Annotated in this window: 18 protein-coding genes, 1 riboswitch and 1 other annotated feature; of the genes, 1 reads left to right on the top strand and 17 read right to left on the bottom strand. The window is 41.8% G+C overall.

The features are described from left to right. Positions 1–81: 81 nt before the first annotated feature. From IGI77_RS10110 to IGI77_RS10155, 10 genes are all read right to left on the bottom strand, one after another. Complete coding sequence (locus tag IGI77_RS10110; protein ID WP_438769965.1) at positions 82–1,065, bottom strand: sensor histidine kinase; 984 nt, start codon at positions 1,063–1,065, stop codon at positions 82–84. Then, the gene (locus IGI77_RS10115; RefSeq protein ID WP_010749609.1) at positions 1,058–1,750 is read right to left on the bottom strand and encodes a response regulator transcription factor; all 693 of its coding nucleotides are present in this window, start codon (positions 1,748–1,750) and stop codon (positions 1,058–1,060) included. Before IGI77_RS10115 ends, IGI77_RS10110 begins: the two co-directional genes overlap by 8 nt. A gap of 107 nt (positions 1,751–1,857) precedes the next feature. Beyond that, positions 1,858–2,688: a prenyltransferase gene (locus tag IGI77_RS10120; protein WP_074535239.1), complete on the bottom strand. Its 831-nt coding sequence runs from the start codon at positions 2,686–2,688 to the stop codon at positions 1,858–1,860. Positions 2,689–3,023: 335 nt separating this feature from the next. After that, positions 3,024–3,452, bottom strand: a complete 429-nt coding sequence (locus IGI77_RS10125; protein ID WP_010749608.1) for a VOC family protein — start codon at positions 3,450–3,452, stop codon at positions 3,024–3,026. A gap of 73 nt (positions 3,453–3,525) precedes the next feature. Next, a complete protein-coding gene (locus tag IGI77_RS10130) occupies positions 3,526–5,187 on the bottom strand; it encodes a phosphoenolpyruvate carboxykinase (ATP) (protein ID WP_074535238.1) in 1,662 nt (553 codons plus the stop codon). Between the two features lie 426 nt (positions 5,188–5,613). Continuing rightward, positions 5,614–6,981, bottom strand: a complete 1,368-nt coding sequence (gene rlmD / locus IGI77_RS10135) for a 23S rRNA (uracil(1939)-C(5))-methyltransferase RlmD (RefSeq protein ID WP_074535237.1) — start codon at positions 6,979–6,981, stop codon at positions 5,614–5,616. A gap of 244 nt (positions 6,982–7,225) precedes the next feature. After that, a complete protein-coding gene (typA, locus tag IGI77_RS10140; protein WP_005236363.1) occupies positions 7,226–9,055 on the bottom strand; it encodes a translational GTPase TypA in 1,830 nt (609 codons plus the stop codon). 129 nt (positions 9,056–9,184) lie between these two features. Next, entirely contained in the window at positions 9,185–9,952 is a 768-nt protein-coding gene (locus IGI77_RS10145) for an inositol monophosphatase family protein (protein WP_074535235.1), read from the bottom strand. 8 nt (positions 9,953–9,960) lie between these two features. Next, complete coding sequence (locus IGI77_RS10150; protein WP_008381425.1) at positions 9,961–10,233, bottom strand: UPF0223 family protein; 273 nt, start codon at positions 10,231–10,233, stop codon at positions 9,961–9,963. Between the two features lie 208 nt (positions 10,234–10,441). After that, complete coding sequence (locus tag IGI77_RS10155; protein ID WP_195961269.1) at positions 10,442–11,347, bottom strand: hypothetical protein; 906 nt, start codon at positions 11,345–11,347, stop codon at positions 10,442–10,444. Between the two features lie 188 nt (positions 11,348–11,535). Between IGI77_RS10155 and IGI77_RS10160 the strand changes: the two genes are divergently transcribed. Then, complete coding sequence (locus IGI77_RS10160; protein ID WP_087627613.1) at positions 11,536–12,060, top strand: type 1 glutamine amidotransferase domain-containing protein; 525 nt, start codon at positions 11,536–11,538, stop codon at positions 12,058–12,060. Between the two features lie 72 nt (positions 12,061–12,132). On the opposite strand, the gene IGI77_RS10165 is transcribed toward IGI77_RS10160, so the two are convergent. The 7 genes from IGI77_RS10165 to mgtA all read right to left on the bottom strand — a co-directional run bounded on the left by IGI77_RS10165 (position 12,133) and on the right by mgtA (position 23,382). After that, complete coding sequence (locus IGI77_RS10165; protein WP_194193780.1) at positions 12,133–13,332, bottom strand: MFS transporter; 1,200 nt, start codon at positions 13,330–13,332, stop codon at positions 12,133–12,135. Positions 13,333–13,494: 162 nt separating this feature from the next. Beyond that, positions 13,495–14,766: an O-acetylhomoserine aminocarboxypropyltransferase/cysteine synthase family protein gene (locus IGI77_RS10170; protein WP_016613342.1), complete on the bottom strand. Its 1,272-nt coding sequence runs from the start codon at positions 14,764–14,766 to the stop codon at positions 13,495–13,497. A 50-nt stretch (positions 14,767–14,816) separates the two neighbouring features. Next, positions 14,817–15,070 (bottom strand) — a binding site (T-box leader). A 110-nt stretch (positions 15,071–15,180) separates the two neighbouring features. Continuing rightward, a complete protein-coding gene (lpdA, locus tag IGI77_RS10175; protein WP_005230052.1) occupies positions 15,181–16,587 on the bottom strand; it encodes a dihydrolipoyl dehydrogenase in 1,407 nt (468 codons plus the stop codon). A 7-nt stretch (positions 16,588–16,594) separates the two neighbouring features. After that, positions 16,595–18,241: a dihydrolipoyllysine-residue acetyltransferase gene (locus tag IGI77_RS10180; protein ID WP_005230050.1), complete on the bottom strand. Its 1,647-nt coding sequence runs from the start codon at positions 18,239–18,241 to the stop codon at positions 16,595–16,597. A 25-nt stretch (positions 18,242–18,266) separates the two neighbouring features. After that, positions 18,267–19,244, bottom strand: a complete 978-nt coding sequence (locus IGI77_RS10185; protein ID WP_005230047.1) for an alpha-ketoacid dehydrogenase subunit beta — start codon at positions 19,242–19,244, stop codon at positions 18,267–18,269. A 2-nt stretch (positions 19,245–19,246) separates the two neighbouring features. Continuing rightward, positions 19,247–20,356, bottom strand: a complete 1,110-nt coding sequence (gene pdhA / locus IGI77_RS10190; RefSeq protein ID WP_005231936.1) for a pyruvate dehydrogenase (acetyl-transferring) E1 component subunit alpha — start codon at positions 20,354–20,356, stop codon at positions 19,247–19,249. A gap of 434 nt (positions 20,357–20,790) precedes the next feature. After that, positions 20,791–23,382, bottom strand: coding sequence for a magnesium-translocating P-type ATPase (gene mgtA / locus IGI77_RS10195; RefSeq protein WP_010749598.1), 2,592 nt, complete (start codon positions 23,380–23,382; stop codon positions 20,791–20,793). 187 nt (positions 23,383–23,569) lie between these two features. Further along, a riboswitch (M-box (ykoK) riboswitch) is annotated at positions 23,570–23,741 on the bottom strand. Between the last annotated feature and the right edge of the window lie 265 nt (positions 23,742–24,006).

Raw genomic sequence — 24,006 nt, forward strand, 5'->3', positions numbered from 1 at the left:
TTCCTTTTTAGAATAAGCTGACTGGCAGAAAAAAGCGACTTACAATAAAAACCGCAAACTTACAGTGTTGAAAGTTTGCGGCTATCGGTTATTTGTGGTGGGAAAATGAAGTGTGACGATGGTTCCCTGTCCCACTTCAGAATCAATCGCTAAACGGCAGCCGATTTTTTCAGCCGCTTGTTGACTCATATATAAGCCTAGCCCGCTCGCTCGTTGCTGAAAGCGACCATTTTGTCCCGTATATCCTTTCTCAAACACCCTTGGCAAGTCTTCCTTACGAATACCAATGCCGCTATCTTGAATCACTAAGGCATTGTCTTTAGTGAAAACGTTGATGCCACCAGTTTCGGTATACTTCAAGCTGTTGAAAAGAACCTGTTCAAAAATAAAAACGAGCCACTTTCGATCGGATGTCACCGTCAAATCCACCGCCATGTCCAGTTGCAGATTCTTTTTCGAGAAAAACAAGGCATACTTTTTGATCGTTTGACGAACGAGGGGCGCTAAAGCAATCGACTCAAAGACAAAATCTTCATTCGCTAAATTTTGTCGTAAATAATTCAACATCATTTGCAAGTAATCATTCACCTTAAATAATTCCGCTTTGACCTCCGTCGGTGACAACGAATCGCTTTGGACCAAAAGATCCAGCGCAGCTAGAGGCGTTTTGATTTGATGAAGCCACAAGCCGAAATCTTCATAAATTTCTTCATTTTTTAACGCTGCCTTGTAATCAGAAGTGGTTTTTTCTCTTGCCAATTGTTTAAGAAGGGCTTGGTATTCGTCTTCTAAACGATTTCGAGTGGCAGGCAAGAACGCCAACGCCGCTTCCGTCATACGTTGTTTTCTTAATAAATGCTGCAGCTGCTTTCTTTTTTGTGCGTAACGAAAATAATGAAAAAGGGAAAGTCCCCCTAAGATCACCCCTGAAAAGACCACATAGTCAATGAAGGGCTCCAATGAAAGGCTGTGGAGAAAGAATAGCCCAAATAGGCCCGCACTAAACAGCAGGTAAACGAGATAAAACTTTCCATAAAGGACGAAATATTCTTTCACGTTAGTCATAGGCGTGTTCCTTTTCTATCAAATACCCTTTATTCTTTACCGTCTGGATCAAATCGGATAGTTCGATCTGGCTTAATTTTTTTCGCAAGCGGGTCATATTGACCGCTAATGTGTTATTATCGATGAATTCTTCACTATTCCAGAGCATTTCAATGATGGTCTCTTTGGCTACAATCTTCCCTCGATGCTGCAAAAGCAAGGAAAGAATCCGAGCTTCATTTGGAGACAGTGGCAACTGTTCCCCCTGTTTTTTTAATACATTTTCTGTGGGATAAAAGGTTACTTGCCCTATCTCAAAGGTCAGCGCTTGTTGGTGGCTATACTGATAGCTCCGCCGCAGCAATGCTTGGATTTTTGCCAAAACGAAGGCTAAATCAAAGGGTTTTGTTAAATAATCATCTGCTCCCATGTTCATCGCCATGATCTGATTCATCTGTTGATCCATCGACGAAAGGAAAATGATCGGCACTTCTGACTTCTTGCGAATTTCTTGGCACCAATGATACCCGTTGTAATAAGGCAGCGAAATATCTAAAAGAACGAGATCCGGTTTGATCTCATGAAACTCTTGCAAGATGCTAGCAAAATTCTTCGCGGAAACACATTCGTACCCCCATTGCTGTAAATATTCTGCTAGAACAGAGACGATCGTTGCATCATCTTCAACAAGATATATTTTTTGCATGTCTTTCTCCTCTCTGTTGATTAATCACTTGCTTCTTTACAGACAGTGTACCAGAAAAGAAAAAGAATCGTCTAGATGGGGGGAACCTTTCAAAGGGCTGTTTTTCCTCAATCCTCTGCCAATCGAGCAAGAATTTCTTGGTAACGCTGTGTGGCAAAGGGACTGATATGCCCTTTTTGGCAAAAATTCAGTTTCCCCAGTTTGGGTACGACCCGTTCTACGATGACATTGCCATTTTGAACTTTCGATTCAAACTGCTGCAAAGCCTCCAAAAATCGTGCGTCTTTTCTGGCAGAAGGATAAAAAGACAAGACATACAGATAATAAAAAAGATTGTATCCTCTAAAGGGGTATTCTGTCTGCATAAATAATGTACCCATCCCATAATGACAGGGACTGATTGGCTGACGGATCTCCCAATGAGCAAGCAAAAATTCGCTTGCTTGCTTAAGCGTTTCCATTTTTTCACGATCATGAATATAGCGAAAAGCATCAAGGACCGTTAACGTCGTCATTGGCGTGGAAAAGTGGGTCTCCGGGCCGCGACCAAAACTATACTTATTACACTTCCAGCCGCCATCTGCTTCCTGAGTAGCAAGAAAATAGTGAACGGTCTGTTGCAGCCGCTGGTCCCTTGTGTAACCAAGAGCACACAGCGTTCGCAAAGCCAACGCCGTATGACATGGATAGATCCCCCCTGACGGAGAAATTTTAAATCTGCCATCTTCTCTCCATCCTTGAAAGATCAATGCGGCTGTCTCTTTTAATAAGTTCTCCTCAGGAGACATACCAAGTTCAAGTAAATAAAGAGGACTTTCTAAGGTCGTAAAGGGTGCTCCTTTTAGTAATTTATGGTCTGGCGTCGACCATAAATCGGCGCCATGATCATATTGATGGGAAATGATTGCTTCGATGTCTTGCTGAACCCTCTGATCCATATTGATCTTCCTCCCTCTCTTAAGTGTCGTGCCATCAACCCAATAATCCTCATTGACCCACGGTGCACTCGCTTCTAGAATGATAAAAATTCGAACGTTTTTTAACACACGAGTTAGGTTTTTATTTGTGAATTGTCCAAATGAATTTTAGAAATCAAATAGTTTTTTCCAGACGGACGTACTTTTAAAAAGAATGTTCTAGTTTTCCTGATGACAGGTTTTAAAAAAGTTTGTCTCTGATATCACATGGTTATACGAACCCCACAATGAAAGATCACCTGAATAGGAACACGTTCACGCAACAAGTTCATGCCACGCTCTTTTAGTAAAAGGAATCAGGCATAATGAAATAGTTCAAAACGAATGCCTTCTGGGCTTTCAAAGAATAAGGCATAGTAGTTAGGAGCGATGCGCTCTTTGTACTCCATTGGTCGATCGTGAAGGATCTTTACCCCTAAAGCTTTTATTTTGGGAAAGATCGCATCTACTACTTCGCGGCTTTCCGCCTTAAATGCTATGTGTTGAACAGAGCCAGGTTTTCTTGAATCGATTTTCTCGTTCTTCCATTCTTTTCGTGGGGAACAAATGCCGAAATCAAATGAATCGCCTATATATTCTACTACTTCCATATCAGCATGTTCTAAGTACCCAGAATATTTCTTCTGAAGGTCAAAACCTAATAGTGCAAATAATTGATCATAAAAGCCTTCTGCTTTTTTTACATCATTGACTGTGATTTGGATATGGTGAAACTGAATGTTCATATTCGCTCCTTTCTGGCTAACAAAATAAGTGTTTCAGGAAAAAAGCCGCTTGCGGAAGTTTGATTCAACTAAATTAGCTAGGAAGCTCACTTAATGTAGAAATCACCTTTTCCATTGCCGTTGCTACTTCTTTAGGCAACTTATTATAGCCATCATTTTCTGTCTCTTGAGCCAAAATAAAGTCCAGCCGTCCTTGCATCCGCTCTCTTAAATGAGCAACATAGGAGGCATCTTGAAAATCGACTTTAAAGCCTGTTACTGGCAGGAAACTCATTTCGGTGATCCCACCGAAATTTTTAAATTCAGCCTCGCCTTCCACAATTTTTTCAATCGATGTTAGTGTGACTTCAGGCGTGACTTTCTTGCCTTTGTAAAAGCCTGTATTTAGAATATAACAAGCCGTTTGGTTTTCTTTAAACAAGTGCATGAAATGGGCAAAATCTTCCCCTAAAGGATAGACTCTAAATGGATTGGCATAAGGTTCGATGACCAGTTTATCTATATCCGTGGTCTCGACAATATGTTCAGCTGTCGTGCGCTTCGTAGCTAAGGTCAAACCAAAAACAGCGGCTAAAATCGGATCGTCAATTTTTACTACCGGAGGCAGCGTGTTATCTTTCATGATCCAAAATACGGCATCGATCGGCGAATCTAAATGGTCCACCCGATTAGGTGTGACATATCGTGATTTGACGGTTCGACCATTCCCATTACGAATATCTTGGGTCACGAGGACCTTTTTTCCTTTCTCGTCTAAAGTAACCCCAACATTTTGACAGGTGATAAAGTAGCGGACATTTGGGTTGGTTAGTGGATAGTCTTGCGTTTTATCAAAATAAGAAGGCTCCAGTGCAGTGGAGGCACCATTTGTTTGATTAATCACAAATGCATCGTCATGCAGAACCTTGATCTCATATTTGCCATCATGTTCTGCCAATGTGATAGTCGATTTTCCTGATCCTGAAAGACCAAAAGCAGCCATCGTAAATGTTCGATTCGGTAACTGATACTGCTTCATTCCCCCATGACACGCCACAAAGCCATGGCGATGCGCGGTAGCCCAAGCCAAAGTTAATGTCGCTTTTTTCAATTCACCAAAATAGTTTAAACCTAAGACTGCCGCAACATTGTGTTCAGGATCAAAAAGAGACAGCCCGTAAGGAAAATCAGGATGAGACCAGTCTGGATCAGCGTACAAAAAAATGTCCGTCTCTGGATATTCTTTGGAACGTTGGTATCTTTCCTCCCATGATTTCGTCATCAATTGAAAATTCAACAAATAAGAGTAAAAATTGGTTTCATAGTGCTCTGGTATCAACAGGTGAGCTTTGACCATAAACGCTTCGTCTAATCCTACAACAACTTCACCACCATAAAATTGCTTGCGGGTTCCATGATATAAGGCATCTCGCAAAATGTCTTCATATAATTCTCGCTGGATTCCAGGATGTCCGATGATGCGTCGAGCTGACGCTGTTCGTCCAACAACTTTTCCGTCATTAAACACGATGACTTTTGCATCCTCTGGTAGTCCTAACTCCTTGGTGTGTGATACCGGCATATCCGTAAGAATAGCCCCAGAAGATTCTTTTGCTAAGTGATAGGCAGTGGCTAGATCATCAATCCAAGTGACATTGTTCCCATAAAAAGCTGACTCTATCAACACTTTAAAACTAGACAAATGCGTATTTTGCGGTGTAATCTCTTTGTGTGAAAATGCACGAATCGTTGCCATGTGCAATCCCTCCTAACAAAAATTTTCTATTCACTACGTTTATTATAATACTTTCTAATCACTACACGCCATATTTTTATACACATTAACTATAAATTGCCGACAAACCATTTTGTTAAAGGATTTGGCTGTCTGCATATTTGTAGCTTCACTGCTTTTTGCATTGATTTTGTCCCCGCTCATCAATAGTGAGAAAGAACAAAAAAAACTGGAACAAAAAAGAGTGTCTTTCTGTTCCAGTTTCTGGTTTTATATTTCATCCATTCCAAACGTCACAATCGACGTAATTAGATAAACAGATGGGTTATAGTTGCTTATTTATCAATTGACTCGCTTTCTCTAGCAACTTTGGTATCGTAAGATTTTATGACAATTACCATAATAAGAATTCACGGTCAAAATTGCTGAAAAGAAGCTCGTTTTTTCTTAACGACGTTCTAACAACACGACACACTCCACATGGGTCGTTTGTGGGAACAAATCAACAGGTTGGACTTCTTTTGTCACATACCCTTCTTCCGCAAATAACGCGAGGTCACGAGCCAAGGTTGCTGGATTGCAGGAAATGTAGACGATGCGCTCTGGTTTAACCGCAGCAGTCGTTTCGATAAAGCTAGCATCTAAACCTTTGCGAGGTGGATCAACGAAGACGACTGTCGGTTGAATGCCTTCGCGTAGCCATTGCGGCATGATTTTTTCGGCTTTACCGATAAAGTAATGCACGTTTTCGACACCATTTCTTTTGGCATTGGCTTTGGCATCGTTCACTGCTTCAGGAATGACTTCCATCCCTAACACTTCTTTCACGCGATCAGCCAAACTAATCCCGATCGTTCCGATTCCTGCATAAGCATCCACAACGACATCATTTTCAGACAGTTGTGCCATCTCGAAGGCGGTTTGGTACAAGACTTCTGTTTGCGCTGTGTTGACTTGGTAGAAAGATTTCGCTGAGATTTGGAAGGTTTTGCCTAATAATTGATCATCGATCGATGACTTGCCATACAAAACACGCTCGAACTCGCCCATGATCACATTGGTTTTTTCTTCATTGATGTTTTGAATGACAGAAACAACTTCTGGAATCTCTTCGTGGATCACTTCCGCGATCTCTTCTCCCTTGAAGAATTTCGGTTTACGTGTCACTAATACGACCATCATTTCACCTGAGTGATGCCCACGACGAACGACAATGTGGCGTAAGAACCCTTCATGGGCTTCTTCATTGTAGGCTTTGACATTGAAGCGCTGCAAGATATCTCTGACTTTGATGATTGCTTGATCGATGTTTGGATCTTGAATATAAAAGTCTTCGATCGGTACCAGAGTATGACTGTTTTTGCGGTAAAATCCAGTCGTTAATTTCCCATGAATCTTTTGCACAGGGATTTGCGCTTTGTTGCGGTAACCAAATGGTTTTTCCATTCCGATTGGTGCATTGACCTTGATTTCAGGCAGTTTGGCGATTTTAGCCAAAACATTCTCTACTTGCTGCTGTTTGAAGGCTAATTGTTTGTCATAGCTCAAATGACTCAATGGAGCGATACCGGTGCGCAGCAATGCTTCATTCGGCAATTCTTGCCGATCAGGACTTGCTTGCAACAATTTCATCACTTTGGCAAAACCAAATTTGTTTCCGACTTTCAACACTTTGACTAAGGCACGTTCATTTGGCAGGGTGTTTTCAATAAATAATAAGTACCCATCGACTTTGGCGATCCCATTTCCTTCATGGGAAAGATCCAAAATATCAACTTCAAGTTCCTGATTCTTTTTAACAGGATAATTTTTCATAGATTTCTCCTTTGTGCTTGCTTTCTTCATTTTAAAAAGGAATGGCCGAAATTGCAAGCGGTGCTTATTCTAACGGTTCAATTTGACTTCGAGCAAAAAAGAACCGAAGGAGGGAAATCGGCTGATTGCTTTTTCTGGGTCCTGCGGCGAAGAGCCGCTGCAACACAGGAGCAATCCCTTTTCCATCCTTCGGAAAATCGAACAGATCAGAAGTGTTTAAAACTTTTGATCACTGTTTTAGTTATCAGTTATTTTTCTTTTTCTGTGATTTTTCCCGTTCGCTCTTGTTCAAGATTTGTTTTCTTAAACGAATGCTTTCTGGTGTTACTTCACAGTATTCATCATCATTCAAGAATTCCAGTGATTCTTCCAAAGAAAGAATACGAGGTTTCTTGATAACTGAGGTTTGGTCTTTGTTTGCTGAACGGACGTTGGTCATTTGTTTTGCTTTCGTGATATTGACCGTTAAGTCTTTGTCACGAGAGTTTTCACCAATGATCATTCCTTCGTACACTTCGGTACCTGGTTCAACGAAGACCGTTCCACGTTCTTCAATACTCATGATCGAGTATGTTGTTGCTTTTCCTGTATCGATCGATACAAGTGCACCTTGATGACGGCCACCAATTTGTCCTTGGATCATTGGCAAATATTGATCGAAAGTGTGGTGCATGATGCCGTAGCCGCGAGTCATTGATAGGAATTCTGTCGTGTAACCGATCAAGCCACGAGCTGGTGCCAAGAAAATGATCCGTACTTGTCCATTCCCTGTATTGATCATATCTTGCATTTCTGCTTTACGCATTCCCAATGATTCGATTACTGATCCCATGTATTCTTCTGGGGTATCGATTTGCACTCGTTCAAATGGTTCACATTTCACGCCATCGATTTCGCGTTCGATAACTTCTGGACGAGAAACTTGCAATTCAAAGCCTTCACGACGCATATTTTCGATCAAAATTGACAAATGAAGTTCGCCACGTCCAGAAACGATCCATGAATCAGGTCCGATTGGATCCACACGCAATGAAACGTCTGTTTGCAATTGCGCCATTAAGCGTTCTTCAATTTTACGAGCGGTTACGAATTTTCCTTCGCGACCCGCAAATGGTGAATTGTTCACGATAAAGGTCATTTGCAAAGTTGGTTCATCAATGTGTAAAACAGGTAATGAATCTTGATGATCGATTGGTGTAACAGTTTCACCAACGAAGATATCTTCCATCCCAGAAACGGCAATCAAATCACCGGCTTTGGCTTCTTGGATTTCTAAACGTTTCAAACCGAAGAAACCGAAAAGTTTCGTCACACGGAACTTTTTAACTTCTCCGTTTAATTTCATCAATGCAACTTGGTCGCCGACTTTGATTGATCCGCGGAAGACACGGCCAATACCGATACGTCCAACGTAGTCATTGTAATCAAGCAATGATACTTGGAATTGCAATGGTTCATCGCTGTTGTCGATTGGCGCTGGAATATGTTCGATGATCGTATCAAACAATGGTGCCATCGTTTTTTGTTGATCAGCAGGATCATCTGATTCACTTGAAGTTCCGTTGATCGCAGAAGCGTAGATCACTGGAAAGTCCAATTGGTCATCGTCGGCACCTAATTCGATAAATAGTTCTAAGACTTCATCGACGACATGCTCAGGACGAGCAGATGGTTTGTCGATTTTGTTGACAACTACGATTGGCACTAAGTGTTGTTCCAACGCTTTTTTCAATACGAAACGTGTTTGAGGCATCGTTCCTTCATAAGCATCAACAACCAAAACAACACCATCGACCATTTTCATGATCCGCTCTACTTCACCACCGAAGTCCGCGTGTCCTGGGGTATCCATGATATTGATTTTTGTACCGTTGTATTCAACCGCTGTATTTTTCGCTAAGATCGTGATGCCACGTTCTTTTTCGATCGCATTTGAATCCATCGCCCGTTCTTGTAATTGGGTATGGCTATCTAACGTTTGGGATTGTTTCAATAATTCATCAACTAATGTAGTTTTTCCGTGGTCAACGTGGGCAATAATAGCGACGTTGCGGATATCATTTCTAATATTCAATTTATAAACTCCTTTTTTGGTGACATTGCACTCGACAAGCCATTATACCAGAATTTCTTTCTGAAATATAGTGCAAAGTTTTCATTTTTGCAGAAAAAACCAGATATTAATAAAATATCTGGTTTTTTCTTATTGATTAACGATCGCCAATAATTCTTCAAAAGCTTTCGGTGTACCGCCTACGAACAATTCCCGTCCATTCAAGGATAGCGGCTCTCCTTTGATGTTTGCCATCTTTAATCCAAGGGTTTCTAACAAAACGCCCCCTGGCGCATAATCCCATGGCGCAAGATGAGAAAGATAGCCTGCTCTTTGTCCTTTAGCGAGGGCGATCAGCTCTACCCCAGCACAGCCAGTCATACGAATGCCTAATGCTTTGTCACTGACCTCGGTTTCGTGGTGGCGGTTATGGATCAACATGGGCGAATTCAAGCCAACGAGACCTTCGGATAAGGCAATATCTTTCGGCGGTTCGATCTTCTCGCCATTGTTATAGACACCAATCTCTGGACCACCCCATAAGAATTCATCTTTCATAACATTATAGACAAAGCCAAAGCGCCCTTTGCTCTCTTCGTAAATCGCGATCATGATACAAAAGTTTTCTTTTTCTAACACGAAATTCATCGTTCCATCGATCGGATCAATGATGAAGACCCGCCCACTCATGTCGGCAAGTGTGTCCAGTCCGTTTTCTTCACCTAAAATTTTGGCATCCGGATCATAGGATTGGATCTTACCAATCAGAAAATCTTGCGTGGCTTTATCCAATTCTGTCACTAAGTCTTTCCGTCCTGATTTTGTCTCGACCACTAAGTCTTCTTTATTTAAATTGTCTTTGATCGTTTCACCTGCAGCGATCATCCACTGGCGAACTTCATTAACGATTTCATGCATTCGTTGATCTACCCTTTCATTTTTAGTTTTCCCTCAGTCTTTTTCGCTGCCTGCACAGCATGGTACAGCGAATAGCCTGATAGTTCTTCAAATTCTCTGCCTAAACGGCGTTCCTCGCCAATGCTAGGAACGACTTTCTTAAAGGCTTGATACGCCTCAAGAAACGTACTACTAGGAAGGCCTTTTTCATAGGCTTGTTCTAATCGTTCCCACATCTTCATGACGACGACCATTTCATCTGTCGACCAATCTAAGTCAAGAGGATATTGATAATCCCGCATATTACCACTCCTATTCATCTTATTCAGTGTACCACAAAATTGAAAATAGGTCAGAGCCTCCGCTGCAAAAAAGGTACATCCTAGCAATGAATGTACCTCTTGTATACAAACTATTGAGATTTTTAGAAGCTGAAACCCATGAATCTCAAATTAAGAAGGAAATTCCTTTGTTCTTTCAACGAGATTGCTTATTAGAAAATGACCGATTTCAAAAAGGTTCGTCTAGAAAAGCCTGCAAAAACAAAAAATTTTTAATGATAGTAATTGATTTCCACCACTGTTTACTTATGAAAAACTCTGGGTAATCCGTTCCCCATTGCCATGGAATGACAAATGATCCATCTTCTTGTTGGTATTTTAAAATTTCTTGGGCTTCTTTTTTACATAATTCTTCACTAAAGATCCCAAGCAGCTGCTCTCTTGTAAAGAAAAAATTTGAAGGTTTACTGACATAAGACGTGAACCACTCTTCTGGCTCGTTTGAGACAGTATGGCGAATTTGCTGGAATAAGATCTCGCGAAAGCGTTCATTTGCTAAAACAGGCTGATACTGGATTTCTTCACAGTCTTGTAATAATTCTAGATAGACGACTAATGTGTGCATTTCACTGGTTGGTTCCTTAAGGAAACTTGCAACTGCTGTTTCAACGATTTCTTGTGCTTTTTGATAGAGGGTAGTTTCCCCTGTTTTTAAGATCATACCAGCTAGACTTACCGTTGGGTTGTCTGCTGGCACGCCTACAGGACTCTCCCACCAAATCGCATGCGGATAGGATACCGTTGACGGCACTTGGTTGAACCATTTCCCTTCAGAAAACTCTTTTCCACTAGCTAAATACCTTAAAATCCCTTGGACTTGTGGATTTGTCGAATGAAGGCATTCAAGCTCTCTTAAAATTCGACATGCCTCCCACACTGCAATCGGTGTACTGTTGGGATTCCAATGATCAGGTTCCAAACCATGCCCATACCCACCATCTTCATTTTGGTAGAATTGTAACGCCTGTAATACAGCCTCGCGAGATCCATTTTCAAAATGATACTGCCAACGAGCAAGGTCTAAAGGGCGCGCGTTTTTGTAAATAAATTTTCGAGCATTTTCGAATGCTTCCACATCTTCGCCTCCTTTGGCTTTCTTTCATTATCTCTTACTTTCCTAATGATTACAACGCTTACATCAATACCATTTCTCTGAATGACCATTCTCAAAATAGCTTCTTGGCATTTTTTAAGAAGCATACTTTTGGTGTTTCTCTTTGCATGATGTTACAGTAAGAATAACAAGAAAAAGGAGGAATTCTCTTGCGTTTAGAAAACAAAAAAATCATTGCCTTAGTCGACAATGATTTCGAAGATTTAGAACTGTGGTACCCGGTCCATCGGTTACGGGAAGAAGGCGCGCAAGTCGATTTAGTCGGTGAAGAAGCGCATAAAACGTATATTGGCAAATACGGTGTACCCGCAGAATCAGCCTATGCTTTTTCTGATATTCATGCCGATGACTACGATGCCATCTTAGTTCCAGGTGGTTGGGCGCCTGATAAATTACGACGTTTCCCAGAGGTCATCTCTTTCGTGCAAACGATGGACAAAGACGAAAAAGTCATTGGTCAAATCTGTCATGCAGGCTGGGTCTTGATTTCTGCGAATATCCTGAAAGACAAGACGGTCACCAGTACACCAGGCATCAAAGATGATATGACAAATGCTGGAGCCACATGGGTGGATACACCTGTGGTTACGGATGGACATATCGTTTCCAGCCGCCGTCCCCCAGATCTACCAGACTATATGCGGGAATTTATCGCTGTATTAGAAAAGAAATAGTACCCGTTGATCAGATTCAAAAGAGTTGCGACCGAAGCAAATACGGCCGCAACTCTTTTTTCTACCTATCGATCATTCGCTTAGGATCGCTAGTTTCTTGTTACTTTTAGGGATTTTTTTCACACCGATAAAGGTCAATGCAGCACCTAGAACGGCAAACCCAGTCCCAATCAAAAGCATTTCCCAAACACCGAAGCTTTGGATCAGCATCCCGCCCAAAAGATTGCCGATCACTCCACCGATCGTGGTAGCAATGATAATAATCGTTTGTCCAAAAACCCGATCTTCATCTGCCAAACTATGGTTGAACAAATAAGCCGAAGCTGGAATAAACAAAGCAAAACTAACCCCTTGCATCAAATGGCTCAATTCCATCAAGATGATGGAGCTGATCAACAGCATGAGCACCCCACGAATGGCAAAGGCAACACTGGAAAACAACAGCCAAAAACGGCTAGACCGTATCCTCACTAACTGTTCAAAGAAAATCATGCCAGGCAATTCGCATAACGCCGCAACCATCAGGGCGATGCCAACTTCCTTACTGCCACCGCCAATATCGGCAAAAATTTGTGCCAAAAAGCTGTTGATCATCGTGTGGAAGCTGAAAAGAAAGCTAAACCCGACAAAGAGAAAGAGTAAAAAAGGATATTTTTTCAAAAAGGCACCTGAATGACTTTGTTCTGTATGCATCACGGGCATTTCTGGCTTCTTGATCGCTGGCAGCAAAAGCAAAATAATGAGAAACAAAACGGCCTGCCCGATAGCGATCATTGGCAAAAGGGCTGCCGAAAACTCCTCCAAGAGCTGCCCCAGTAAAAAGGAGGTTCCCGCAAATCCTAGTGACCCACCCGCACGCGAAAAGCCAAAATTGATTTTGTTGCCGCTATTCGTGTATTCAAACGCCAAGGCGTTGAGAAAGGACTGCATGGAAACGAGCAAAATCCCTCCTAAGACATAGGTCAGTATTGATAATGCAGGGAAAATCACACCTGCTAAGAGCACCGCGACCACGCCGATTGTCATCGTTTTCAAGACAACGATCAGCGGTACTTTACTTTTTTTGATAATGATTTGACTGATGAAGGGCTGCAAAATCGTAGACGCAATATTGACTAAGGCTAAAATACCGCCAATTTTTGCTGGATCGACCTTGAAATAAATCAAAAAAAGGGTCGCAAAGCCATAGATTGAGCAAAACATCATCCAATAAAGAAATTGCAAACTTGTGTAGTAAAACCGAATCCTCTTGTCACTCGCATGATTACGCATACATCCCCCACCTTATCCATATTCCTTAGCAACTAAATATAGCATAGAACCGATGGATTTTCTATCCTTCTACCAACAGAAACCGCAGTTTTATTTGAAACACTAACCGACAACAAAAAAGCGCAGCATAGTATCCTGCGCTTTTCCTACTGCTTCAACTATTTAGAGCTGTTGGAAGGCTTGCGTGAGATCTTCCAAGAGATCGTTGATGTTTTCCAATCCAATGGATAGGCGAATCGTCTCTGGACGAATTTTGGCTGCTGCAAGTTCTTCTACGCTAAGCTGGGAATGGGTCGTCGAAGCTGGATGGATGATCAAGGACTTTGCATCCCCGACATTTGCCAGCAAAGAGAAGAGCTTGGTTGCGCCACAAAAGGTTTTGCTTGCTTCTGCTCCACCCTTTAATCCAAAGGAAAAGACGGAACTGGTCCCTTTGGGGAAATACTCCTGCGCCCGTTCAAAATAGGGGCTGTCCGGCAGTGTTGGGAAATGAACCCAAGAGACTTCCGAGTGCTTGGCTAAAAATTCAGCAACTTGTTGCGCATTTTCTACATGACGTTCCATCCGCAACGAAAGCGTCTCGATGCCTAACAGCAACACCCATGAATTGAAGGGAGAAATCGCAGCGCCTGTATCCCGTAAAAGAATCGTTCGTGCTCGAGTGATATAGGCAGCGTTACCAGCGGCTTCTACCCATGAGATTCCATGGTAGCTATGATCGGGATCGACCAGCTTGGGAAATTTGCCATTTGTCCAATCAAAGTTGCCGCTGTCGATAATGGCCCCTCCCAAAGCAGCGCCGTGACCACCGAGGTATTTTGTCGTGGAATAAACGACGATGTCCGCCCCATGCTCAAATCCTCGAAACAGATAGGGAGTCGCAAAGGTATTGTCAATGATGAGGGGAATCCCTGCTTCATGAGCGATCGCTGCAATCTTTTTAAAGTCGGCAATATCAATATCTGGATTGCCTAAAGACTCTAGAAAAACTGCTTTAGTATTTTCTTGGATGGCTGCTTTTAGTGCTGCCAGATCTTCACTATCAACAAAGCTTGTAGTGATGCCAAAATCTGGCAACGTATGAGCGAATAAATTATAGGTCCCCCCATAAATTGAAGCAGCAGAAACGATATGATCTCCTGCTTGTGCAAGATTTAAAATCGCATAGGTGATCGCTGCTGAGCCAGAAGCCGTTGCTAACGCACCGACACCGCCTTCTAAGAGGGCTAGTCGTTCTTCTAGAACAGCCGTTGTCGGATTGGTAATACGGGTATAGATATTGCCATTCTCACTAAGACTAAATCTCGCTGCCGCTTGATCTGCGTCCTCAAACACATACGATGTGGTTTGATAAATGGGTACGGCGCGACTCCCTGTGGTAGGATCTGGTGTTTGTCCTCCGTGTAATTGAATCGTCTCAAATCTTTCTGTCATACTATTCCTCCTTAATAATACAAATAAAAAAGCCCTCTGATATCGAGATATCAAAGGACGTGTTTACGTGTTACCACCTTTATTCAAGCAGACTTTCCAGCATGCTTCTCAGCAAGTACGCGACAAATAAACGTCGTTATACTCTGACGCGATAGCGGGCGCACCCGGATCTTCTTATCTTTCGTACAAGTTCAGAAGATCACCTCTGAGGCCATTTTCGATTGATTCTACAAGTTCTTCTTGCACCCTACGAAGACTCTCTAGGCTTGCCAAATCAATGTACTTTCCTCATCAACGGTTGAAATATTAAGAGCATCGTATCATTTACAGAAGATTCTGTCAATAGTTTAGGATCGCTTTATTTTTGGTGATAAAAAAACTCGTTCACCAAATGATGAACGAGTTTCAAAAAGCTTAAATGTGGATTGGTAAACCTAGAGCTAACTCAGCAGCATCCATTGTGATCTCACCTAGAGATGGATGTGGATGGATGGTTAACGCGATATCTTCTGCGTTCATGCCAGATTCAATAGCAAGAGCAAGTTCTGAAACCATATCGCTTGCTCCTAAACCAGCAATTTGCGCACCGATGATCACATTGTCTTCAACCGTTGTTACTAAGCGAATGAATCCTTCGGTTTTTCCTAGAGATAACGCACGACCGTTACCTGAGAATGGGAATTTGAATGCTTTTGCTTCAATTCCAGCATCCTTGGCATCTTTGATCGTCATACCGACAGAAGCCAATTCTGGGTCAGTAAAGGCAACTGCAGGCATCGCTTTGTAATCAACAGCAACTTTTTTGCCAGAGATTGCTTCAGCAGCGATTTTTGCTTCGTAGCTGGCTTTATGTGCTAATGCAGCACCAGGAACGATATCACCAATTGCGTAGATGTTTGATACGTTGGTACGGCCTTGTTTGTCAACCGTGATCAATCCGCGTTCGCCTACTTCAACACCTGCTTGTTCCAAGCCCATGTCATCAGTATTTGGACGACGGCCAACAGTAACCATCACGTAATCAGCAGTAACTGATTCTTCTTTACCATCTACGGCATATTTCACAGTTACGCTATCGCCATTGTCAATTGCTTCTTTCGCCATTGCGTTGGTAACGACTGTTACACCTTTTTTCGCAAAGTCTTCTTCAACCAATTTGACCATGTCTTTTTCATAGGTTGGCAAGATTTGAGGAGAACCTTCAAGGATTGTTACTTCTGCACCTAGGTTTGCATACGCTGCACCTAGTTCAGAACCGATGACACCGCCACCGATAACAACAAATTTTTTAGGAACTTCTTTTAATGCCAATCCGCCAGTTGAATCAAGGACACGTCCGCCGAATTTGAAACCAGGGATTTCAATTGGACGAGAACCTGTTGCGATGATTGCATTGTTGAAAGAGTAAGTTTGTGCTGAATCTGGGTGGATGACACGCAATGTGTGATCATCAACGAAGAAAGCTTCTCCTTCAATTGTTTCAACTTTATGTTTTTTCAATAGGAAACCAACACCAGAAGTTAACGTTTTAACGACTTTGTTGTCTTTCCATTCTTGTGTTTTGGTAAAATCAAGGGAAACATTTTCACTTGTTACACCAAACATTGTTGAATCCAAAGATTCTTGGTAATGATGACCTGCAGCGATCAAAGCTTTTGAAGGGATACAACCAACGTTTAAACAAACGCCGCCGATGTATTCTCTTTCAATGATTGCTACTTTTTGTCCCATTTCAGCAGCGCGGATGGCAGCTACATAGCCGCCAGGTCCCGCACCGATTACAACTGTATCTAATTCAACAGCAAAATCTCCAACTACCATTTGTTAATCATCCTTCCATCATTAATAGCTCTGGATCAGCTAATAGACGTTTGATATTATTCATTGCTTGTTGCGCTGTTGCGCCATCAACGATACGGTGGTCGAAGCTTAATGAAAGTTTCATCACACGTCCGACAACGATTTCGCCTTCAGCGTTTACGATTGGTTGTTGCGCGATCGTACCTACACCCAAAATAGCTACTTCAGGGTAGTTGATTACTGGTGTGAACCAGCCGCCACCAACTGAACCAATGTTACTGATCGTGATGGTACCGTTACGCATATCATCTGCAGCTAATTTGCCGTCATGAGCAAGTTTTGCTTTTTCGTTGATTTCATCGGCGATAGCAAACATGCCTTTACGATCTGCATCTTTTACGTTTGGTACATACAAACCATGGTCAGTATCTGTTGCGATACCGATGTTGTAATAGTTTTTGTATACGATCTCTTGTTTTGCATCATCGATCGACGCATTCAAGATAGGGAATTTTTTCACTGTTGCAGTCAATGCTTTCACAACATATGGTAAGAAAGTAAGTTTTGTGCCGTTTGCAGCAGCAACTTCTTTGAATTTCTTACGGTTATCCCATAGGTTTGTTACTTCAACTTCATCATGCAAGGTTACATGAGGTGCTGTTTGTTTACTGTTTACCATCGCTTTAGCGATTGCTTTACGTGTAGGTGTTAAGGCCACACGTTCTTCTAAATCACCTAAGTTTGATTTGAAGGCTTTTGCTGGAGCTGCTGGTTTGCTTTCAGTTGCTGCAGCTTTTGTTTCTTCTTTCGCAGGAGCTTGAGTTTCAGCTTTTGCAGCTTGTCCGCCACCTGATAGGAAGTTTTCGATGTCTTCTTTTGTTACACGGCCGCCTTTACCTGTTGCTGATACTTGAGAAATATCAACATCTTTTTCACGAGCAAATTGACGTACAGAAGGCATAGCCAAGACGCGTTTGTTAGGATCTGCTGCTTCAACAACACTTGCTGAACCAGAAGTTTCCACTTTTTCTTTTGGTGCTTCTGCAGATGTGCTTGATGAAGCAGGCGCACTGTTGTGACCAGGTGCGTCGATTTCAACTAAAACATCCCCAACATTTGCGACTGTTCCTTCAGCAACAACGATGTTTTTCACTGTTCCTGTTACAGGAGATGGAATTTCTTCCACTGATTTGTCGTTTTGAACTTCAAGCAACGTATCATCTTCATTGATGGTATCTCCTGCTTTAACGAACCATTTTACGATTTCACCTTCTGCAATACCTTCACCGATATCTGGTAATTTGAATTGGAAAACGCCTGCGCCTTCAGAAGAACCAGCTGATGCTTCAGCCGTTTCCGTTGTAGGTTCTGCCGCTGGTTTTGCTGGTGTTTGAGACTCTGCTGCTACACCTTCATCGCCTTCGTTGTCTTCATGTCCTGGTGCATCGATCTCAACAAGGACATCCCCAACGTTTGCGACTGTACCTTCAGGGACAACGATGTTTTTCACTGTTCCTGTTACTGGAGATGGAATTTCTTCCACTGATTTATCATTTTGAACTTCTAGTAAGGTATCATCTTCATTGATGGTATCCCCTGCTTTGACGAACCATTTTACGATTTCGCCTTCTGCAATTCCTTCACCGATATCCGGTAATTTAAATTGAAATGCCATTTTCTATTCTTCCCTTCTTCAACTATTAAAAGTTCACGATTTCTTTCACTTTGTCTTCGATGTCTTTTGCATTTGGCAACCAAATGTTTTCAGCTTGACCGAATGGGAAGATCGTATCTGGTGCAGACACGCGTCCGATTGGAGCTTCTAGTGATAGAACCGCACGTTCAGAAATTTCAGAAACGACTTGAGCGCCAACACCTGCTTGTTTTTGTGCTTCTTGAACGACAACCACACGACCAGTTTTTTCAACTGATTTGATGATCGTTTCAACATCAAGAGGAGCAACTGTACGCAAGTCGATGATTTCAGCGTTGATGTTTTCTTTCGCTAAGTTGTCAGCAGCTTTGATTGCTTCACGAACCATCGCACCATAAGTGATGATGGAAACATCAGAACCTTCACGAGTTACTGCTGCTTTGTCTAAAGGAACTTCGTATGCTTCTTCTGGCACTTCTTCACGGAATGAACGGTAAAGTTTCATGTGCTCTAAGAAAACAACTGGGTCATTGCTGCGGATAGAAGCAATCAATAATCCTTTTGCATCATATGGGTTTGATGGAATAACGACACGGATACCAGGTGATTGAGCGATCAATCCTTCCAAGTTATCTGAGTGCAATTCTGGTGTGTGCACACCGCCACCAAATGGTGAACGAATAGTGATTGGTAAATTACGTGTACCACCCATACGGTAACGAGTACGCGCCATTTGACCAACGATTTCGTCAAAGGTTTCAAATACGAAACCAAAGAATTGGATTTCTGGAACTGGACGGAAACCTTCTAATGCTAAACCGAAAGCCAAGCCGCCGATACCAGATTCAGCAAGAGGGGTATCGAAGACACGATCTTCGCCGAATTTTTCTTGTAAACCTTCTGTTGCACGGAAAACCCCGCCGTTTTTACCGACATCTTCACCAAAGACTAAAATCTCTTTGTCATTTTCCATTTCAACAGCTAAGGCATCTGTAATTGCTTGAATCATTGTTTTTTGTGCCATGACTATTTCGACTCCTTCGCTTCGTAAGTTGCAATTTGTTCTTTAATGTTTTGTGGTTGAACTTCAAACATGTTTTTCAAGAAATCTGAAACTTTTTGTTTTGGCACGCGGTCAGCTTCAGCGATCGCTGCTTTGATTTCTTCTTTTGTTTGTTCAATGACTTGTTCTTCTTTTTCTTCAGACCAAAGTCCTTTTTCAGTTAGGTAAGTACGGAAACGTACCAATGGATCTTTTTGTTGCCATTCGCTGTCCATGTCTTTTGAACGGTAACGGGTTGGATCATCACCAGACAATGTATGTGGACCGTAACGGTAAGTCAAGGTTTCGATCAATACAGGACCGTTGCCGTTTGCTGCCCATTCACGAGCTGCTTTAGAAACATAGTACACTGCCAATGGATCCATACCGTCAACTTGGATACCAGGGATCCCAGCTGCTGCTGCTTTTTGTGCCAATGTTGGTGCCGCACTTTGTACTTCACGAGGTGTAGAGATCGCAAAACCATTGTTTTGGATGTAGAATACAGCGTTTGCATGGTATGCCCCTGCAAAGTTGATTGCTTCATAGAAGTCCCCTTGTGAAGAACCGCCATCACCTGTATAAGTGAATACAACATTTTTCTTATTGCGTTTTTTCAATCCTAAAGCAACGCCGGCTGCTTGGACGTATTGTGCACCGATGATGATTTGTGGTGGCAATGCTTTTAAATCTTCTGGGTAAAGGTTCCCAGCAACGTGACCACGTGACCATAAGAACGCTTCTTTCAATGGCAGACCGTGTTGGATCAATTGTGGTACATCACGGTAACCTGGTAATAGAACGTCTTCTTTTTCAAAAGCAAATTGACTTGCTAATTGGCTTGCTTCTTGTCCAGCAGTTGGCGCGAAGAAACCTAGACGACCTTGACGGTTTAACGCAGTTGAGCGTTGGTCTAATACACGAGACCATACCATACGAGTCATCAATTCAACTAATTCGTCGTCACTTAAATCTGGTACTAACTCTTGATTTACAATTTTCCCGTCTTTGTCCAAAGCTTGGTAAGTTGGAAAATCTGCATTGACTTGCTCCAAAATCGCTTGGAAATCAAGTGCTTTTTGTTTTTTTGCCATCTTGACACACTTTCCTCTCTGATATAAAAATTCACTTTCGTATGTAACAGGGTTTAAATCTGTACTATCGAAATTTCATTTACTCTTATAAATTATCATTTAACTTCGAAAATGACAAGTGAAAAGGGTATTTTTTTTAATAAAACAATTCCCACTGTAGCAACTCTTAAGAAAACATTAGTGAAATTAATCACATTAAAGCAATCGCTTTCTTCAATTTTTTCTTTTCAGATTCTTTTTTTTATTTAAGAATAGTACAGCAATCATCATTTGGCTAAACAGATTTACCATTAACCTCCTTTTATTACTTGTGAAGGATTCGACTTGAATCAAAAAGAATTTTCTTAAGATGAGAAAAAAATAATACAGAGATTGGATAAAAAGAAACAGATCGGCAATTCTCCCCTCCATAGGAAGAACGCCGACCTGTTTTTTTAAATCCATTCTTTCGTCACATGAATGTAAATGCGTTTGGCAAATTCAACTGTTACTAAATAAGCGAAATTGATACCAATAAACCATGGCCAGTAGCTTGATGGCAGCGCCGCAAAATCGAAGACTGTGTGCAATGGCGTCAAGATAACTAAGAAGCCAACTGCAATTGCTAGGACGCTGGAGATCAAGACTGCCGGTGAAGCAATACTATTGATAAATGGTAATTTTCTTGTTCGGATCATGTGAACGACTAAGGTTTGTGTCGTTAAGCCGATCATAAACCATCCTGCTTGGAACAAGGCTTGCTCTTGGATCGTATTTGCACTAAAGACATGCCACATCACAAAGAAGGTCAAAATATCAAAGATGCTGCTGACCGGTCCAATGCCGACGGTAAACTTCAATAGTCCGCCTACTTGCCATTTGACTGGTTTTTCTAACTCTGCTTTGTCTACGTTGTCCCATGGAATCGTCAATTGTGCCATATCGTACACCAAGTTTTGAACCAACAATTGAATGGACAACATTGGTAAGAAAGGTAAAAAGGCACTAGCAACTAAGATCGAGAAGACATTCCCGAAGTTCGAACTCAACGTCATTTTGATGTACTTCATCATATTGGTAAATACTTTGCGCCCTTCGATGACCCCTTTATCAAGGACATTTAAACTTTTTTCTAATAAAATGATCGAGCTGGCATCTTTGGTGATATCCGCTGCTGTATCAACCGAGATGCCAACATCTGCCGTGCGTAAAGCAGGCGCATCGTTGATGCCATCTCCCATAAAGCCGACTGTATGGCCTGCTGCTTGAATGGTTTCAATGATTCGTGATTTTTGCATTGGGTTTAATTTTGCAAACAGATTGGTTTTTGCAGCTTTCGCTGCTAACTCTTCATCTGACAGATGATCAATATCGGTTCCCAATAAGTATTCATCTGCATCGATACCAACATCTCGGCAAACTTTTTGCGCAACGATCGCATTATCTCCAGTCAACACTTTGACATTGATGCCATGACCGTGTAAAGAAGCAATCGCTGTTTTGGCTGTTTCTTTTGCTGGATCTAAGAAGCCCATAAAGCCAATCATGATCATGTCTTGTTCGTCTGCTACAGAATAAACGGCATCTGCGTGAGCATCGCGTTTTACGGCAACTGTCAACACGCGCATTCCTTGTTTATTCAAGCGCAGGTTCACTTGACGTAATTGCTCTCTCAATTGAGGAGTCAATTCCATCACTTTGCCATCAACTTCTACGTATTTGCAGACTTGTTCCATTTCTTCAGCTGCACCTTTTGTGACCATCAGTTGATGACCATCCGCATTGACAACAACCGTCAAGCGACGACGTGAAAAGTCAAAAGGAATCTCATCGATTTTTGTCACATCGTTAAATGGCGCTGCCAAACCTTCTTCTTCATAGTAGTTTAGCACTGCGATATCCATCAGGTTTTTCCACCCTGTTTGATAGTAAGAATTTAAATAGGTCATATCAAGAACTTGTTTATCTTCTACGCCAAACGGATTTAAATGTTGTACCAGCACGACACGATCTTCGGTGATCGTACCCGTTTTATCGGTACATAATACATCCATTGCACCTAAGTTTTGAATCGAAGGCAATTCTTTGACGATCACTTTTTCTTTTGACAAAGAGATCGCCCCTTTGGCTAAGTTACTGGTAACGATCATTGGTAGCATTTCTGGCGTCAAACCAACTGCTACTGCAATCGCGAAGAACAACGCTTCGCCCCAATCACCCTTGGTTAATCCATTGATCAATAAAACGATTGGGAAAAGAACCATGACCATTCGTAACAATAGTTTGCTGACTTTCGTTAAGCCATCTTCAAAGGTTGTTTTGCCGCGTTTCGTGGTCGCATTTTTAGCAATATCGCCAAAGAATGTACTTTGACCGGTTTTCAAAATAATGGCTTTTCCTTGACCACTTAAGACATCGGTACCCATGAAAACAAGATCTTGCATATCTAGTGCAGAAATTTGTTCATCGCTTTCTTTGATCCCAGCGTCGACAAATTTTTCAACGGGCATTGATTCGCCTGTTAATGAAGATTGATTGATAAATAAATCTTTGGTCCAAATCAAGATCGCATCCGCAGGGATCATGTCGCCAGTTGCTAAGGTGACGATGTCTCCAGGAACGACTTCATCCATTGGAATTTCTCTCGTGATTCCATCTCTGGTTACGGAACAAGTATTTTCAATAAGTTCTTTTAACGCTAAGCTTGCTTTTTGGGAACGGTATTCTTGGACGAAAGTAATCATGACACTGGCTAAAATCATGATTCCCATCACGATCACTGCTTCAATATCGCCTGTTACAAAAGAAATAATCATTAATAGGGCTAAAACTAACACAAAGGGATCTTTAAAAGCGCCTAAGATCATCAACCAAGCGGGTGTTGGTTTTTGTGCGTCGACTTTGTTTGGACCATACTCTGCTAAACGCTCTGCAGCATCTTCTTCCGATAACCCTTGAAAGGAGGTCCGCATCTCCATCAATAATTCTCTTTCGGTCAATTTTGCAAGTAATTTTAGTTCTTGATCTTTCGATAGTTTTTTTAACATCTTTTTTTCCTCCTAGCACTTAGGAGTTGCTTACGCCACCCCTAGCGATTCGATAACTACTCCGCTGTTTCATCTGGGGACTGGGGTATTCCATGTGAATCTTCCTTTCTTTTTATTAGGTAAGTCACTGTGGAACGCGCGCAAAAGACACAAAAAAACGCACGCTCCCAATAAGCATGCGTAAAAAACTCATGATCATTGTAGAGCTTTAGCACTATAGGGCGTAGATAGCAAATTTGCTATCAGCTGCTTTGGGTTTAACCTTCACGATTAGACCTGTCCTACCAACTAAGCATCTCTCGATGCTTTTGCGGCAGCAGCTTGTGTCCATATAGGAGCCTCACCTAACAATTATTTGTATAAAATGTCAGTTCGTCGGAAGTCTTTCTTCCAACTACCCACATAATAACTGCTATCCTAACCAATGTCAACAGCATCTAAGGAAAAAAGTACCCTTTTTTCAAAGTTTTCCATAGGTTTTCAAATGAAAGGTCTTACAATAAAATAACAACATTAAAGAACCGATGTGATTTTATACTTGATAAACCTTTATATACGAGCAGATGAACAGAAACCCTTTCAAAGCGAAACTCACACTTAATCAAGCTTCTTCGTTTGTCACAA

The sequence above is a fragment of the Enterococcus sp. DIV0213h genome (genome assembly GCF_051711285.1).
In the GTDB taxonomy this organism is placed as follows: domain Bacteria; phylum Bacillota; class Bacilli; order Lactobacillales; family Enterococcaceae; genus Enterococcus_D; species Enterococcus_D casseliflavus.